Origin of the sequence: Mycolicibacter sp. MU0102 (genome assembly GCF_963378105.1) — a bacterium.
Classification (GTDB): domain Bacteria; phylum Actinomycetota; class Actinomycetes; order Mycobacteriales; family Mycobacteriaceae; genus Mycobacterium; species Mycobacterium holstebronense.
In genome coordinates, this window is record NZ_OY726398.1 from 3,027,188 (window position 1) to 3,042,303 (window position 15,116).

At 66.7% G+C, this 15,116-nt stretch carries 15 protein-coding genes; 5 read left to right on the forward strand and 10 right to left on the reverse strand.

Annotated elements, in window-relative coordinates; all coding sequences use genetic code 11:
* Window positions 1-188: 188 nt before the first annotated feature.
* Entirely contained in the window at window positions 189-1,220 is a 1,032-nt protein-coding gene (gene gjpA, locus RCP37_RS14235; protein WP_308483714.1) for an outer membrane porin GjpA, read from the forward strand.
* A gap of 61 nt (window positions 1,221-1,281) precedes the next feature.
* Here the strand turns inward: gjpA (RCP37_RS14235) and RCP37_RS14240 are convergent, their stop codons facing one another.
* Window positions 1,282-2,946: a TIGR03767 family metallophosphoesterase gene (locus tag RCP37_RS14240; RefSeq protein WP_308483715.1), complete on the reverse strand. Its 1,665-nt coding sequence runs from the start codon at window positions 2,944-2,946 to the stop codon at window positions 1,282-1,284.
* A 474-nt stretch (window positions 2,947-3,420) separates the two neighbouring features.
* On the opposite strand from RCP37_RS14240, the gene gjpA (RCP37_RS14245) reads away from it, so the two are divergent.
* Window positions 3,421-4,506 carry an outer membrane porin GjpA gene (gene gjpA / locus RCP37_RS14245; protein ID WP_308483716.1) on the forward strand — a complete coding sequence of 362 codons (1,086 nt, stop codon included), beginning with the start codon at window positions 3,421-3,423 and terminating at the stop codon, window positions 4,504-4,506.
* A 409-nt stretch (window positions 4,507-4,915) separates the two neighbouring features.
* Here gjpA (RCP37_RS14245) and gatB read toward each other — a convergent pair whose 3' ends face one another.
* Entirely contained in the window at window positions 4,916-6,421 is a 1,506-nt protein-coding gene (gene gatB, locus RCP37_RS14250; protein ID WP_308483717.1) for an Asp-tRNA(Asn)/Glu-tRNA(Gln) amidotransferase subunit GatB, read from the reverse strand.
* A gap of 37 nt (window positions 6,422-6,458) precedes the next feature.
* Entirely contained in the window at window positions 6,459-7,127 is a 669-nt protein-coding gene (tenA, locus tag RCP37_RS14255; protein ID WP_308483718.1) for a thiaminase II, read from the reverse strand.
* A 37-nt stretch (window positions 7,128-7,164) separates the two neighbouring features.
* Between tenA and RCP37_RS14260 the strand changes: the two genes are divergently transcribed.
* Entirely contained in the window at window positions 7,165-7,551 is a 387-nt protein-coding gene (locus RCP37_RS14260) for a DUF2237 family protein (protein ID WP_064889119.1), read from the forward strand.
* Window positions 7,552-7,574: 23 nt separating this feature from the next.
* Here RCP37_RS14260 and RCP37_RS14265 read toward each other — a convergent pair whose 3' ends face one another.
* From RCP37_RS14265 to gatC, 4 genes are all read right to left on the reverse strand, one after another.
* Window positions 7,575-7,895, reverse strand: coding sequence for a hypothetical protein (locus tag RCP37_RS14265; protein WP_308483719.1), 321 nt, complete (start codon window positions 7,893-7,895; stop codon window positions 7,575-7,577).
* A 92-nt stretch (window positions 7,896-7,987) separates the two neighbouring features.
* Complete coding sequence (locus RCP37_RS14270) at window positions 7,988-9,019, reverse strand: ATP-dependent 6-phosphofructokinase (protein ID WP_308483720.1); 1,032 nt, start codon at window positions 9,017-9,019, stop codon at window positions 7,988-7,990.
* Window positions 9,020-9,109: 90 nt separating this feature from the next.
* Window positions 9,110-10,591: an Asp-tRNA(Asn)/Glu-tRNA(Gln) amidotransferase subunit GatA gene (gatA, locus tag RCP37_RS14275; protein WP_308483721.1), complete on the reverse strand. Its 1,482-nt coding sequence runs from the start codon at window positions 10,589-10,591 to the stop codon at window positions 9,110-9,112.
* Window positions 10,588-10,887 carry an Asp-tRNA(Asn)/Glu-tRNA(Gln) amidotransferase subunit GatC gene (gatC, locus tag RCP37_RS14280; RefSeq protein WP_046286736.1) on the reverse strand — a complete coding sequence of 100 codons (300 nt, stop codon included), beginning with the start codon at window positions 10,885-10,887 and terminating at the stop codon, window positions 10,588-10,590. Before gatC ends, gatA begins: the two co-directional genes overlap by 4 nt.
* Before the next feature lie 168 nt (window positions 10,888-11,055).
* Here gatC and RCP37_RS14285 point away from each other — a divergent pair, with 168 nt between their 5' ends.
* A complete protein-coding gene (locus tag RCP37_RS14285) occupies window positions 11,056-11,721 on the forward strand; it encodes an ACT domain-containing protein (protein ID WP_308483722.1) in 666 nt (221 codons plus the stop codon).
* Here the strand turns inward: RCP37_RS14285 and ligA are convergent.
* Window positions 11,718-13,832, reverse strand: a complete 2,115-nt coding sequence (ligA, locus tag RCP37_RS14290; RefSeq protein ID WP_308483723.1) for an NAD-dependent DNA ligase LigA — start codon at window positions 13,830-13,832, stop codon at window positions 11,718-11,720. The genes RCP37_RS14285 and ligA overlap by 4 nt on opposite strands.
* A gap of 35 nt (window positions 13,833-13,867) precedes the next feature.
* Between ligA and RCP37_RS14295 the strand changes: the two genes are divergently transcribed.
* On the forward strand, window positions 13,868-14,263 hold the full coding sequence (locus RCP37_RS14295) for an MmcQ/YjbR family DNA-binding protein (protein WP_224972040.1): 396 nt from the start codon (window positions 13,868-13,870) through the stop codon (window positions 14,261-14,263).
* Here RCP37_RS14295 and RCP37_RS14300 read toward each other — a convergent pair.
* On the reverse strand, window positions 14,260-14,574 hold the full coding sequence (locus tag RCP37_RS14300; RefSeq protein WP_308483724.1) for an ArsR/SmtB family transcription factor: 315 nt from the start codon (window positions 14,572-14,574) through the stop codon (window positions 14,260-14,262). The genes RCP37_RS14295 and RCP37_RS14300 overlap by 4 nt on opposite strands.
* Entirely contained in the window at window positions 14,571-15,056 is a 486-nt protein-coding gene (locus RCP37_RS14305) for an SRPBCC family protein (protein WP_308483725.1), read from the reverse strand. The genes RCP37_RS14300 and RCP37_RS14305 overlap by 4 nt, the downstream gene beginning before the upstream one ends.
* Between the last annotated feature and the right edge of the window lie 60 nt (window positions 15,057-15,116).

A 15,116-nucleotide genomic window follows, 5' to 3' on the forward strand; every position in this document is an offset into this window, starting at 1 on the left:
TGGCGCAACTAAGTTTCTGAGAATTCTCTGTCAATCATTTTTCTCGAACATAAATAACCCCAGGTCACAGAGGGAGCATTTGGGATGACCTTGGGATTTGTTAGCAGTCAGTTCATTTGCACATAAGCTACTTTCAAGTAGCCTTTCGTTGCCGTGGCAGCCGTCACGCTTACGTAACTAGGAGACCAATGCAACACTTTGCCCCCGCTCCGTGGGTCGCAGCAGGCGTCGCGCTCATCGGCGCCGGCGCCGTCGCCGCCACCCCGGTCACCGTTCCGCTGCCCGGCCTGACCGCTACGCACTCCGCTGTGGCACTGACCGCTGACTTCGACCCGTTCGGCGCGTGGCAGGACGTCTTCGCCACCGCCAAGGACAACGCCAGCACGCTGTGGGACCACATGTCCGCGGTGCCGGGCGTCGCCGCCCAACAGCTGATCGCCGACCTCATGAATGGCACGTCGATCGACCCGCAAGCGGTCTTTGAGGCGATCGTGCAGCCCAACATGGCGACCGACCTGCCGATGTCCCCGCTGCTGCTGAGCAACGACGCGCTGCAGGCACTGGTCACGCTGGTGATGCCCCAGTACATGCCCGAGGACTTCCCGCTCACCACCGACGAGCTCACGCCGATTCTCTCCTTCCTGGCGTCACCCCTCAGCGGGGTGTTGATCGGCGCGATCGGCCCGTCGATCGCGCCGCTGGTGGCGCTGGGCAACAGCGTCAGCGAGATCAGCACCACGCTGTCCGGCGACGACCCGGACTGGACCGCGGCACTGCAGGACGTGGCCAACATCCCTGCCAACATGGTCGGCGGGCTCCTCAACGGGGCCACCCTCAACCTGGATGCGCTACTGCCCAGCCTGACCGAGGCCGGCCTGCTGCCCGCGGACCTGGACGTCACCGCGCTCAGCTACACCTTCGGCGGGCTGCTGTCGCCCGGTGTCACCGGTACCGACGTCGAGGGCTTCATCAACGAGATCTCCGACGGCAGTTCGCCCGGTATCGGCGGCTCGATCATCAACGGCCTCGGACTGACCACCGGTCTCATGGGCTTCCCGCTGGAGATTGAGGGTCAAGGCGTCGGACTGCTGGGCGCGTTCCAAAGCCTGCAGGAGATCATCGCCATGACGCTCGGCTGGGACGGCGTGGGCAGCCCCTTGGGCGACGAGGCCGACACCATCGCCTCGCTGGTGACCGACATCTTCGGCATCAGCGTGTAAATCCGGTCAACACAGAAGTGGCCCCCTGCACCGCGAAGGGGGCCACTTTTGCGTTGCGCGGTCAGTGCAGCGGATGGGCAAGCAGCAACTCGCAGTTGCGGTCCGCCACGGCGCCCAGACGGGCATCCTTGCGGTGCAGGTCGTTGTACGACAGCTCGCGATACAGGCTGGCCAGACCGGTGGGACTCAGATCGCTGGGATCCGCGGTGAACGGCGCCTGGGCCTCGACCAACGGGGTGAACAGACTCAGCGTGCCGTCGTGATTGTCGGTGACTTCGATGATCCTGGCCAGCTGCGGGTAGTCGATGTGGCTGGCCGTGTTGATCTCCCAGAAGCTCTGCTTCGGGGTGGGGCCCTTGTGCGGGATCATCTCGTTGGTGTGAGTGTGCCCATTCACCCACGCGATCACGTTCGGCCGCTCCAGCAGTGCCGCGACGAGCGATGCGCCCGTATAGAGCTTCTCGCCGGGATGATTCGGATCCGGTAGGCCGATGTTCATGGTCCGCGAGGTGTGGTGGCTGAACAGAATCACCAGCTGGTCTGGGTGCGCGTCGATCTGTTCGAGAACGAACCGCAACTGACTCTCGTTGATCGAGCCGGCCGACAGGCCAAGATCGTTGGTGGTGTTCATCGCGATACCGAGCACCCCGGTTGCCACCTGGAAGGTGTACCAGGTGGGCCCATCTGGATCGGTAAATCCATGCCCGACCGGTCCGGGACCGGTGATGGCGGGCTCGAAGTGCCGACGAACGTACTGGCTCAACGTGAATGGCATGCGTCGTTGATCCACCGTTGCAGGCAGGAACGGGCCGCCGGACTTGAGCTGCAGCAGGATCGGGACGAGCTGCGAGGGATCGGCGCACAGCGCCTTGGCGATGGCGATCGCCGAGGGATCGCTATGCGGCAGATCGAATTTGATCGGCGAGGTGTACATCCAGTCCAGCAGACCGTTGGGAACGGTGCCGAGCAGCTGTTCATCGTGGTTGCCCACCACCGAGTACCAGGGCATGCGCAGGCCCGGGCTGACATGCCCGGAAATCGCAGCAGAGAGAAAACCCGGAATCTGCTGAAATCCCTTGCCCTTGTAGCTATCCCAATAGGGCGACTCGGCCAGCCAGTAATCCGACGAGCCGTGCGCCTGCACCCCTTCATAGCGATCCGGTGCACCGGTGTTGGGGAAGATCGACCCGCCCGACATCACCGTCAGAAACCAGTCGAGTTCGATCAGCTCTTTGTTGTCGGTGTTGTCCCCGGTGGAGACCAAGCAATCGAATGGTCGGCCGGTGAACGGCCCGCCGGGAAGCGCGTTGAGCTGCTTCACCAGCGAGACCGCACCCTGGGTGGTCAAGGTCTCGTGCGGCCGGTAAGCCGAGGAGATGAACGGGTGGACGAACTCGAACCGAGCCGGACTCTGCGCGTCGGTGAGGTGTAGATCGGTGACCTGGACGAACGCCGTCAACGCGGTGCGGGCCATCTCGCGCGCGGAGCCCGCGGTGGCCAGCTCTTGGCGGATGTACAACGGCCACCCGCTGCCGGCGACCAGCGGCCGATAGCCACCCGCTTGGGCCATGCCCGGCGTGCTGACCACATCCAAGGTGGTGCCGGTCGGATTCGACGCCAGCAGCGCCGCCGGTTCGGCATGCGCCACGCGGGAGCCCAAACCAGCGGCAGCGCCGACGGCAGCGGCCACTCCGGCCTGGAGGAAACTGCGACGGGACAGGCTCACTACACCGGCACCGGATTCATCGGCGGTCGCGACACGATAGAGCGCATGACGCGAGACGCTATGAAATCACCTAGAAAACAGCCACGGGAGTAATGGTTTTGTCTCAGGTTTGAGGCCCGCTCGGCCCCTTCCCGTTTCCAACCGGTGATTAACTACCGGCAGGTCCAGCCGGCGTCGGCCTGACCTCCGTCGGCTCACACCGGACGTGGATTCAACTCGGCCCGCGGGCCACGGAACGGTCTTCAACGCAACACTTCGGTCCACTATCGAGGTTCGACGTTCCATTTCACGCTACTAAGTTTCTAAGAATTCTCTGTCAATCATCCGGTTGAGGTCGCGATACACCGGGATTGTCCAGGCAAAACACGGGGCGACCTCGGATTTTGTTAGCGGCCAGTTCGCTTGCGCCTAACCTACTTTCAAGTAACCTTTCGTTGCCGTGGCAGTCGTCACGCTTACGTAACTAGGAGACCAATGCAACACCGTGCCCCCGCCCCCTGGGTCGCTGCAAGCGTCGCGCTCATCGGAGCCGGTGCAGTGGCCGCCACGACGGCCGTCGCTCCCCTGCCCGCCCGGCCGGCCCCGCACACCCATGCGGTGCAGCTGACGGCCAGCTGGGACGCCGTCTTGCAGACCGCCGAGGCCAACGCCACCGACATCTGGAACCACTTCTCCGCGGCGCCGTTCGCGGGCCTGCAGCAGCAGCTGGCCAACCAGATCGGCTACATCCAGGGCCTGGCCGACGGCTCGCTGACCTTCGCCGACGTCAGCACGGACATTCAGAATCACCTGACGGCCCTGTTCGGCGCACCGGCGACCGATGACACCGCAGCCGTCCCCGGCGCCCTGTTCGGACCGTTCCTTCCCGAGGGCGGTGCCACCGACACGCTGTACCAATCGCTGGATGACGTCGTCAAGGCCACCGACGGGCTGCTCGCCGGCATCATCGATCACAGCACCCTGTTCGGGATGCTCACAGATGCGACCGTCTTGCCGGGCATCGTCGAATCCCTCGGTCTGGACGAGAGTGCGGTGCCCCTGGTTGCGGCGGTGTTGAACTTCGCCGGTTCCCCGCTGAGCGGTGTTTTGATCGGGCAGATCAGCACCATGCTCAGCCCGGTGCTGCAGGTCAACGAGGACCTCACCAACATCTCCGCGGCGCTGACCGGTGGTGACCCGGACTGGGACGCCGCACTGCAGAATCTGACCGACATGCCGGCCAACATCGTCAATGCCTATCTCAACGGCTACGGCGAGGTCGACCTGATGCCGATCCTGGACCAGTTGGGGATCACCCTGCCCGCCCTGACCCTGCTCGACTTGCCCACATACATCACCGAGCTGAATCTGAACGTGGGCGGACTGCTCAGCTCGGGTGGCTCGATCTTCGACGTCATCGGTATGGGCGCCGGAACCGATGCGCTGGGCGAACCGATGGACCTCTTCAGCCTGCCGGGAGTCGCGGTCGGCCCGATCGCATCCATGGTGGAGTTCTCCCAGTCCATCGCGATGGCCCTCGGCTGGGACGGCAGCAGCGACATCCTGGACGGCCTGCTCTAAATCGCTCCACCTCTAGATTGCTCAACCGCACCGTGTGGCCCCCTCGGGGGTCACACGGTGCGGCTTTTTGGACCCGTGGTGGCTTTTCGTGACCGCTCGACGGCCTGTTCGACACCAGTTAGATCGCGCCATCGGGTCAGCACCAACCCGATCGGTTCTCACAGAAGTATTACTGACTCCGCCCGGACGCCTTAAATATCGGGCTTACCTTGGGTTTCAACGGGTCGAAAGCAGTGACTTACGCAGAACGTCACCGCAGCCGCATACTCGCCCGACGAGCGAAAAGGATGACCACGCAATGTTGATCGACTTTCGGTGGCTGCAGTTCATCTTCGACCACCGCGACCACCAGGGCTCGCGCCACCTTCCGCTGACTCGCCGCGCTACCGCCGGCTGAGGCAGCCAGGGACTACCCGCCGCAGGCGGCCAGCACCAATTCCCGCACCCGGGCGGCGTCGGCCTGACCCTTGGTGGCTTTCATGACCGCACCGACGATGGCGCCGGCGGCCTGCACCTTGCCACCCCGAATCTTCTCGGCCACATCGGGATTGGCAGCTAGGGCTTCGTCGATCGCCGCTTGGATAACCGAGTCGTCACGCACCACGACGAGGCCCCGGTCGGCCATCACCTGGGCGGGCTCCCCCTCGCCGGCGAGCACCCCTTCGACCACCTGCCGGGCCAGCTTGTTGGACAGCTCGCCCGATTCCACCAGAGCCACCACGGCAGCCACCTGCTCGGGCGTGATCGCCAGGGCATCGAGTTCGACACCGGCCTCGTTGGCCTTCTGCACCAGGAAGTTTCCCCACCAGGCCCGGGCCGCCTCGCTGGATGCTCCGGCCGACACGGTGGCGGACACCAACTCGACCGCTCCCGCGTTGACCAGGTCGCGCATCACCTCATCGGAGACGCCCCACTCGTCCTGAATCTTCTTGCGCGACAGCCACGGCAGCTCCGGGATGGTGCCGCGCAGCTGATCGACCCATTCCGCGCTCGGCGCCACCGGCTCCAGGTCCGGCTCGGGAAAGTAGCGGTAGTCCTCCGCGGTCTCTTTGGCTCGCCCCGGGCTGGTGTAGCCGGCTTCGTGGAAGTGCCGGGTCTCCTGAACGACGGTGCCGCCGCCGGTCAGCACCGCGCCTTGGCGTCGCATCTCGTAGCTCACCGCCACCTCGACACTCTTGAGCGAGTTAACGTTCTTGGTCTCGGTTCGGGTGCCGAATTCGGCTGCCCCGGTGGGCTTCAGCGACACGTTGGCGTCGCAGCGCATCGAACCCTGGTCCATCCGCACGTCCGAAACGTCCAAGGCCCGCAGCAGATCCCGCAGCGCCGTCACATAAGCCCGAGCGATCTGCGGTGCACGTTCAGCTGCCCCGGTGATCGGTTTGGTGACGATCTCGATCAGCGGCACGCCCGCCCGGTTGTAGTCGACCAGGGATTCGCTGGCGCCCTCGATGCGACCGGTGTCGCTGCCCACGTGGGTGAGCTTGCCGGTGTCCTCCTCCATGTGGGCGCGCTCGATGTCCACCCGCCATACCGACCCGTCTTCCAGCGGCACGTCCAGGTAACCGTTGAATGCGATCGGCTCGTCGTACTGGGAGATCTGGTAGTTCTTCGGCTGGTCGGGATAGAAGTAGTTCTTCCGGGCGAACCGGCACCAGGAGGCTATCTCGCAGTTCAGCGCCAGCCCGATCCGGATCGCCGATTCGACCGCGGCGGCATTGAGCACCGGCAGCGAACCGGGCAGTCCCAGACACACCGGGCACACCTGGGTGTTGGGTTCGGCACCGAACTCGGTCGAGCATCCGCAGAACATCTTGGTGGCCGTAGACAGCTCGACGTGCACTTCCAGGCCCAGCACGGGGTCGAAGCGGGCGATGACGTCGTCGTAATCGAGCAGTTCAGCGACAGCAGCGGTCATGGCGCAAAGTCTAGGTGACCCCCTCAACCAGACTTGGTCACACCGGCCAGTCCTCCATCCGGTAGGCGGCGTCGAAGAACATCCATTCATACCGGGCGGCGGTGTGGAAATGCCGGCGCATCAGCTCCCACTCCGCTGCCGGCAGATGTGTACCGATGCGGTCGGTGACGGCGAGCACCGCCTCGACCACCGCCTGATACTCCTGGCCCGCGTAGGTATCGATCCAGCGCTGGAACAGCGGCTCCGGTGAGCCGTGGCGCTGCAGGTGCTCGCCCACCCGGGCGTAGACCCAGTAGCAGGGCAGCACGGCGGCGACGGCCTCGGCGTAGGAACCGGATGCGGTGACCGCCAGCAGATAGCTGGTGTAGGCCTGGGTCGTCGGGGCGATCGGCAATGCGGCGGCAGCTTCGACGTCGAGCCCCAGATCCGCCAGCAGGCCGGCATGCAGCTCGGCCTCGGCGGTGATCGCCGCGCCGGCGTGCTCGGCGAACATCGTCAGCTCCGACTCGATCGGCGCCTTGGCCGCGCAGATCGCCAGTGCCCGCGCATAGCCGCGCAGGTAGTGCGCGTCCTGTACCAGGTAGTAGCGAAACTGGTTGCGCCCCAAGGTTCCCTTGGTCAACCCGGTGACGAACGGGTGCTCGCAGATCTGCCGGTAGATGCCGTCGATATGCGCCCACAACCGCTCACGGTTCCGCTCGGTCATACCTCACGGTAGGTGACACCGCCCTAGACTGTGCCCCATGCCCGACCGCAACGTACTGGGCGGCCCGCTGGAGCCGTGCGGCAGCGACCCGATCACCGGCTTCTACCGCGACGGCTGTTGCTCGTCAGGGCCCGAGGACATCGGGCTGCACACGATTTGCGCCGTCGTCACCGGCGAATTCCTGGAACACCAGCGCTCGATCGGCAACGACCTGTCCACGCCGATGCCGGCCTACCGGTTCCCTGGGCTGGTTCCAGGCGATCGCTGGTGCGTCACCGCGCTGAACTGGTTGCGCGCCCACCGCGACGGCTGCGCCGCACCCGTGGTGCTGGCCGCCACCCATGAACGCACCCTGGAAGTGGTCGCGCTGGAGGTACTGGCCGACTACGCCGTCGACGTGCCCGACGACCCGAGTGACCTGTGACCGATGATCGCCGACCGCCCTAACTACTGCTGCTGCTGGCGCCGCTTGACGTACAAGACGAATTCCTCGACCAACACACCGTCTTCGGGACAGTCGGCAATCACCGACCCTGCCAGCAGTCGCCCGGTCTGATCCTCCGGCAGACCGCTGGTCGCCAAGATGTGATCGACCGCGTGCCGGACTCCCGCCAGATTCGGCTGGTCGTTGATCAATGCGCAGACATCGCCACCGTGGTCGGTGACGTAATCGCCGATCAGGTCACCGCTGGCGTGGGCCGGTATCGACAGCACCAGCCCCATCGGCAGACCGCACAGCACCGCCGCAGACAACGCCATCTTCCCCATACCCCACCCCCAGCCTTTAGCCAATCAGGCAACACGAAGCACAACTTCACCATTGTGAGGCCATTTCGCCACGTTGTCACGCCACACGCGGGTCAGCCGAAGAACGCCGCCGCATCGTCGTAGCGGCTCTGCGGCACCACTTTGAGCTGTCGAACCGCGTCGGCCAACGCCACCCTGCCGATCTCCTGGCCACGCAGTGACACCATCATTCCGTATTCGCCGGCGTGGGCGGCATCCGCGGCGTTGACCCCGAATCGAGTCGCGAGCACGCGATCGTAGGCGGTCGGGGTGCCGCCACGCTGCACGTGGCCCAGCACCGTGGTGCGGACTTCCTTCTTGACGCGCCTTTCGATTTCGACAGCCAGCTGGGCGGCAACACCGGTGAACCGCTCGTGGCCGAACTCGTCGACGCCGCCGGCCCGTAGCTCCATGGAGCCGGCAGCGGGCTTGGCGCCTTCGGCGACGACGCAGATGAAGTGCGAGGACCCGTGCTGGAAGCGCTGCTTGACCAGCCGGCACACCTCTTCTACGTCGAAGGGTTGTTCGGGAATCAGCGTCATGTGGGCACCGGTGGCCAGGCCCGCGCTCAGCGCAATCCAGCCGGCGTGGCGACCCATCACCTCGACCAGCATCACCCGCTGGTGAGATTCGGCGGTGGAGTGCAGCCGGTCGATGGCGTCGGTGGCCACTTGCAGCGCGGTGTCGTGGCCGAACGTGACGTCGGTGCAGTCGATGTCGTTGTCGATGGTCTTGGGCACCCCGACCACCGGGACGTTCTCCTGCGACAACCAGTGCGCCGCAGTCAAGGTGCCCTCACCCCCGATCGGGATAAGCACGTCGATGCCGTTGTCATCGAGGGTCTGCTTCACCTGGTCCAGGCCGGCGCGCAACTTGTCGGGGTTCACCCGGGCGGTCCCGAGCATGGTGCCACCCTTGGCCAGCAGCCGGTCGTTGCGGTCGTCGTTGGCCAGCTGGATTCGCCGGTTCTCCAACAGGCCACGCCAGCCGTCTTGGAATCCGACCACCGTGGAGCCATAGCGGGCGTCGCAGGTGCGCACCACCGCCCTGATCACCGCGTTCAATCCGGGACAGTCGCCGCCGCCGGTGAGCACTCCGATCCGCATAGTGCCCATCTTGCCGGGTCGCCCACCCCGAGGCTGTAATTAGCGAGAGCTCCACTCGAACTTTTCCGCGCCAACGACAGGCTCGGCGAGTTACAGCGCGCTGGCCAGCTCCCCGCGGGCGGCTTCATAGGCCGCGCCCACCCGGTACAGCCGGTCATCGGCCAGCGCCGGCGCCATGATCTGCAGGCCTACCGGCAGCCCGTCGTCGCCGGAGAGCCCGGACGGCACCGACATGCCGCAGTGTCCGGCCAGGTTCAGCGGCAGCGTGCACAAGTCGAACAGGTACATCGCCAGCGGGTCGTCGACCTTCTCCCCCAGCCGGAACGCTGTGGTGGGCGTCGTCGGCGAGATCAGCACGTCCACCGACTTGTACGCCTCGTCCAGGTCGCGAGCGATCAGCGTGCGCACCTTCTGCGCCTGGTTGTAGTAGGCGTCGTAGTAGCCGGCCGACAGCGCGTAGGTGCCGAGCATGATGCGGCGCTTGACTTCCGGGCCGAAGCCGGCCGCGCGGGTCAGCGCCATCACTTCCTCGGCGCTGTGGGTGCCGTCGTCGCCGACCCGCAGCCCGAAGCGCATCGCGTCGAAGCGGGCGAGGTTGGACGACACCTCCGAGGGCAGGATCAGGTAGTAGGCGCTCAGCGAGTAGTCGAAGTGCGGGCAGTCCACTTCGGAGATCTGCGCGCCCAGCGCTTTCAACTGTTCGACGGCGGCGTTGAACGACGCCAACACACCCGGCTGGTAGCCCTCGCCGCTGTGCAGCTGACGCACCACCCCGATCCGCACCCCCGACAGATCACCGGTGGCCCCGGCGCGTGCGGCACCCACGACGTCGGGCACCGCTACGTCCAGGGAGGTGGAGTCGCGCGGGTCATACCCGGCGATCACCGAGTGCAGCAGCGCGGTGTCGGCCACGGTGCGTGCGCACGGCCCACCCTGGTCCAGCGACGACGCGCAGGCCACCAATCCGTAGCGACTCACGGTGCCGTAGGTGGGTTTGACGCCGACGGTCGCGGTCAACGCGGCCGGCTGGCGAATCGAGCCGCCGGTGTCGGTGCCGATGGCCAGCGGCGCCTGGAAGGCCGCCAGCGCCGCGGCACTGCCGCCGCCCGAGCCGCCCGGCACTCGCTCGACATCCCACGGGTTGCGGGTCGGACCGTAGGCGGAGTTCTCCGTGGAGGAGCCCATCGCGAACTCGTCCATGTTGGTCTTGCCCAGGATCGGGATGCCCGCTGCGCGCAGCCGCGCCGTGACGGTCGCGTCATAGGGGGCCCGCCAGCCTTCCAGGATCTTCGATCCGCAGGTGGTGGGCGCGTCGACGGTGGTGAACACGTCCTTGAGCGCCAACGGGACCCCGGCCAGCGCCGAGGGCGCCTCGCCGGCGGCGATCGCCTTGTCGGCGGCCTCCGCTGCGGCCAGGGCTTCGTCGGCACCGACGTGCAGGAAGGCTCCGTACCGGTCGTCGGTGGCCGCGATCTGGTCGAGGTGGGCGCGGGTGACCTCGACCGAGGACACCTCACGGGCGGCGATCTTGGTCGCCAGGGTGGCCGCGTCGGATCGGATCAGCTCACTCACTGGCTCTCCCCCAGGATCTGCGGGACCGCGAAGCGGTTCTCGGCGGCGCGCGGCGCGGCGGCCAGCGCCTCGGCCTGGCTCAACCCGGCGACAATCTCGTCCGGCCGGGTGACGTTGACGTCCTTGAGCGGGTTATCGGTCGCCTCGACGCCGGTGACGTCGACAGCCTGAATCGTGCTGACATGGGTCAGGATCGCATCGAGCTGGCCGGCAAAGCCGTCCAACTCGGCGTCGGTCAGCGCCAGCCGGGCCAACCGGGCCAGGTGAGCTACGTCGTCACGGGAGATCTGGGACACGGGTGCAAAGCCTAGCGTCGGTCGCAAGCGCGGCGAAGCCGGGCGCTGCGGGCCGACGCCATCGGATCAGTCGCCCGCTCGCGTCGAACGTAAAGCCAGCGTGTGGTGGCGAGCGTGAAGTCAGACTCACTCTCGGCGGGCCAGGGCACGCTGTGGGAAGGTTTGCCCATGCCTTCCTATCTGCTGCGTGTCGAACTCGACGACCGCCCCGGCAGCCTGGGGTCGCTGGCCGTGGGTCTGGGCTCGGTAGGCGCCGACATCTTGTCGCTGGACGTTGTGGAACGCGGCAGCGGTGCGGCAATCGACGACCTGGTGGTCGAACTGCCGCAGGGAGCGATGCCCGATGTGCTGATCACGGCCGCCGAACGGCTGCCCGGGGTTCGGGTGCACAGTGTCCGCCCGCACACCGGGCTGCTGGATGCGCACCGTGAACTCGAGCTCATCGACCACGTCGCGGCGGCCGGTGACCGCAGCGCCAAGTTGCAGAAGCTGGCCGACGAAGCGCCGCGGGTGCTGCGGGTCAGCTGGTGCACGGTGGTACGCAGCGACGGAGACGACGGGACGTTCCGTCGCCTCGCGGGCAGCCCAGGAACCCCCGAGACCGACGTCGGCGCGGTGCCGTGGCTGCCGATCGAGCAGGCGGCCGCCCTGGACATCACCGCCGCCTGGGTGCCGGCGGTATGGCGGGAGATGGATGTCGCCCTGGCGGCCGCGCCGTTGGGCAACCCGCGCACCGCCGTCGTACTGGGCCGTACCGGCGGTCCGGCCTTCCTGCCCGCCGAAGTGGTCAGGCTGGGTTATCTGGCCGGGATCGTGGCGACGCTGCTGCGCTAATCCTGCGCGGGAGTACCTTCGGGTGCGTCGTTTTCGGCGGCTTCCGGGGCCGTCGGACCATTTTCCAGCAGTGCCCGGAAACCCTCTTCATCCAGGATCGGTACCCCGAGTTCGACGGCCTTGTCGTACTTCGAGCCGGGCGCGTCACCGGCCACCACGTAAGCGGTCTTCTTCGACACCGAACCGGCCGCGCGGCCGCCGCGGGCGATGATCGCCTCCTTGGCCTCGTCGCGGGAGAAGCCGGTCAGCGAGCCCGTCACCACGATGCTGCACCCCTCCAGCGTGCGTTCGATGCTCGCGTCGCGTTCGTCGGCCATCCGTACCCCGGCGGCCCGCCACTTGTCGATGATCGCGCGGTGCCAGTCGACGTCGAACCATTCGGTGACCGCGGCGGCGATGGTGGGGCCCACTCCCTCGACGGCCGCCAACTGCTCGGTGGACGCCGCGGTGATGGCCTCCAGGCTGCCGAACTCGGTGGCCAGCGCGCGGGCCGCGGTCGGTCCGACGTGGCGAATCGACAAGGCCACCAGCACCCGCCACAGCGGCTGAGCCTTGGCCTTGTCGAGATTGGCCAGCAGTTGCCGGCCGTTCTTGGACAGTGCGCCGTCCTTGGTGGTGAACAGCTCGGTGCGCAACAGGTCGTCTTCGGTGAGAGTGAACAGATCGCCCTCGTCGGTGATGACCCCGGCACTCAGCAGCGCCGTCGCCGCCTCGTACCCCAGGGCCTCGATGTCGAAGGCACCGCGGCCGGCCACGTGAAACACCCGCTCGCGCAGCTGCGCCGGGCAGGACCGCGAATTTGGGCAACGGATGTCGACGTCGGCTTCCTTGGCCGGCGCCAGCAGCGTTCCGCATTCCGGGCAGTGGGTCGGCATGACGAACTCGCGCTCGGTGCCGTCGCGCAGATCGACCACGGGCCCGAGCACCTCGGGAATCACATCGCCGGCCTTGCGGATCACCACGGTGTCGCCGATCAACACACCCTTGCGCTTGACCTCCGAGGCGTTGTGCAAGGTGGCCAAGCCCACCGTGGACCCGGCGACCTTGACCGGGGTCATGTAGGCGAACGGGGTGACCCGGCCGGTACGTCCGACGCTGACCCGGATGTCGAGCAGCGTGGTCTGCGCCTCCTCCGGCGGATATTTGTAGGCCACCGCCCAGCGCGGCACCCGGGAGGTGGCACCGAGCCGGCGCTGCAGTGCCCGGTCGTCGACTTTGACCACGACGCCGTCGATCTCGTGTTCGACGTCGTGCCGGTGTTCGCCCCAATAGGTGATGCGCTCGGCCACCGCGGCCATGCCCTCGACGCGGGCGGTGTGCGAAGAGACCGGCAGCCCCCAGGCCTGCATCGCGCGGTACGCGGCGTGCAGCGTGTCGGGGGTGAATCCCTCCGCGTAGCCGAGGCCGTGGCAGACCATTCGCAGGTTGCGCCGGGCGGTGATCGCCGGATTCTTCTGCCGCAGCGAGCCGGCCGCGCTGTTGCGGGGGTTGGCGAACGGGGCCTTGCCCTCGGCGACCAGTCCGGCGTTGAGGGTTTCGAAGTCCTCCAGCCGGAAGTACACCTCGCCGCGTACCTCCAGTACGGCCGGGACCGGGAATTCGGTGTCGGTGTTGAGGAATTCGGGGATGTCGGCGATGGTGCGCGCGTTCAGCGTCACGTCCTCACCGACCCGGCCGTCGCCACGGGTGGCCCCACTGCTCAGCCGGCCGTCGCGGTACACCAGCCCGAGTGCCACGCCGTCGACCTTGAGTTCGCACAGATAGGTGGTGTCGCCGCCGATCTCGCCGCTGACTCGGCCCGCCCAGGCGGTCAGTTCGTCGGGTGAGAACACGTCTTCGAGCGACAGCATCCGCTCAAGGTGCTCGGCGGGCGCGAACTCCGTGGTGAAGCCGGCGCCGCCTACCAGCTGGGTCGGTGAGTCGGCTGTGCGCAGCTCCGGGTGCGCCTCCTCCAGCGCGAGCAGCTGGTTGAACAGCTCGTCGAAGTCGCCGTCGGTGATGATCGGCGCGTCTTTGACGTAGTAGCGGAACTGGTGTTCGCGCACCTCTTCAGCCAGATCGTGCCACTGCCGCCGGAGGTCGGGGGGCACGCTGTCGGCCTCTGGACTCACCCCCGCAGGTTATCTGTTCTGACTACTCTGGCCGCATGCCGCACCCGATCATGTATCGCGACGACGACCCTGGTCTGGCGGAGCTACGCGGAATCGCGCTGGGCTTTCCCGAAGCCTTCGAGAAGATCTCCCATGGCCGCCCGGTGTTCTGCGCACCCAAGATGTTCGCGATCTACGGCGGCAACAGCAAAGCCACCGGCGCGATGGTGCCCTATCCCCATGCCCTGCTGGTCAAGGTCGATGAGTCCGAGCGACGGGCACTCGAGCAAGACCCGCGGTTCTTCTTGCCGATGTATCTGGGCCCGTCCGGTTGGCTGGGATTGGATTTCAGTGCAGCTGAGGTGGATTGGGATGAAGTCGGCGAGCTGGTCGACGCGTCGTTTCGGTTGACCGCGCCCGCGCGGTTGATCCGGTCTCTGGACCAGGTTTAGTCCTCCACGAATGCCCGCAGCCGCTCGGTCGCGGCATCCCAGCGGCGCGACAGCCCGGTGAGATAGTCACTGGCTTCGGCCAGCTGCTGCGGCCGCACCGCCCAGATGCGTTCGCGGCCGCGACGACTGCTGGTGACCAGGCCGACGGCCTCCAACAGCTGCAGGTGCTTGGTGGCCGCCTGACGCGTCACCGGAATCACGTGGGTGAGCTGCGAGGTCGAACATGGCCCGCCATCGCACAGGCGCCCAATGATCCGCAGCCGGTTCGGGTCGCCGAGCGCATCGAAAACCGGTGCCTCAATGCTCGTCACGCCCGCTGCAACTCCAGGTATTTGCGCACCAACCTGAGCTGATGCGCCCAACCGTCGGCGTTGGCCTCGAATGCGGTCGATCGCCGCGACAGCGGCAGCGTGTCGAAGCCGCTCTCGACAATGGTGAGCAATACCCCCTCGGGCGTCTCGGCCAAGGTGAACTCCACCAGCGTCATCGGTTCGTCCTCGACGTCCGCGTCGACGGCGAACGGGTGCCAGCGGTAGGCGAACCGCCGTTGCGGTTCAACCGCGACGACGTGCCAGGTCCCCCGGTTCCCGGCATGGGGCTCCTGCAGCCGTGCGACCTCGGCGTCGACGCTGGTCGGGGTGATCGTCCCGGTCACGGCGGTACCAGCGACGAACGGGCCGTCGAACCGGATGCCGAACCACTGCCCGAACTCCCCCGAGTCGCTGATCGCACGCCACACCCGGTCCAGCGTCGCCCGCAGCACAACTTGCTTCTCGATACGATCGGTACTCATATGCAACCTCCCGGTTGCCTTTCAGTACAGCAGGCCGGTGATCAATGCGCAACCTTTTGG

Excerpts from the sequence above, each read along its gene's own strand:
- RCP37_RS14260 (WP_064889119.1), top strand. The coding sequence starts at position 7,165 with ATGCCCGACCGCAACGTACTGGGCGGCCCGCTGGAGCCGTGCGGCAGC.
- gjpA (WP_308483716.1), top strand. The coding sequence starts at position 3,421 with ATGCAACACCGTGCCCCCGCCCCCTGGGTCGCTGCAAGCGTCGCGCTC.
- gjpA (WP_308483714.1), top strand. The coding sequence starts at position 189 with ATGCAACACTTTGCCCCCGCTCCGTGGGTCGCAGCAGGCGTCGCGCTC.
- RCP37_RS14305 (WP_308483725.1), bottom strand. The coding sequence starts at position 15,056 with ATGAGTACCGATCGTATCGAGAAGCAAGTTGTGCTGCGGGCGACGCTG.
- RCP37_RS14295 (WP_224972040.1), top strand. The coding sequence starts at position 13,868 with ATGCCGCACCCGATCATGTATCGCGACGACGACCCTGGTCTGGCGGAG.
- tenA (WP_308483718.1), bottom strand. The coding sequence starts at position 7,127 with ATGACCGAGCGGAACCGTGAGCGGTTGTGGGCGCATATCGACGGCATC.
- RCP37_RS14265 (WP_308483719.1), bottom strand. The coding sequence starts at position 7,895 with ATGGGGAAGATGGCGTTGTCTGCGGCGGTGCTGTGCGGTCTGCCGATG.
- gatB (WP_308483717.1), bottom strand. The coding sequence starts at position 6,421 with ATGACCGCTGCTGTCGCTGAACTGCTCGATTACGACGACGTCATCGCC.
- RCP37_RS14270 (WP_308483720.1), bottom strand. The coding sequence starts at position 9,019 with ATGCGGATCGGAGTGCTCACCGGCGGCGGCGACTGTCCCGGATTGAAC.
- RCP37_RS14285 (WP_308483722.1), top strand. The coding sequence starts at position 11,056 with ATGCCTTCCTATCTGCTGCGTGTCGAACTCGACGACCGCCCCGGCAGC.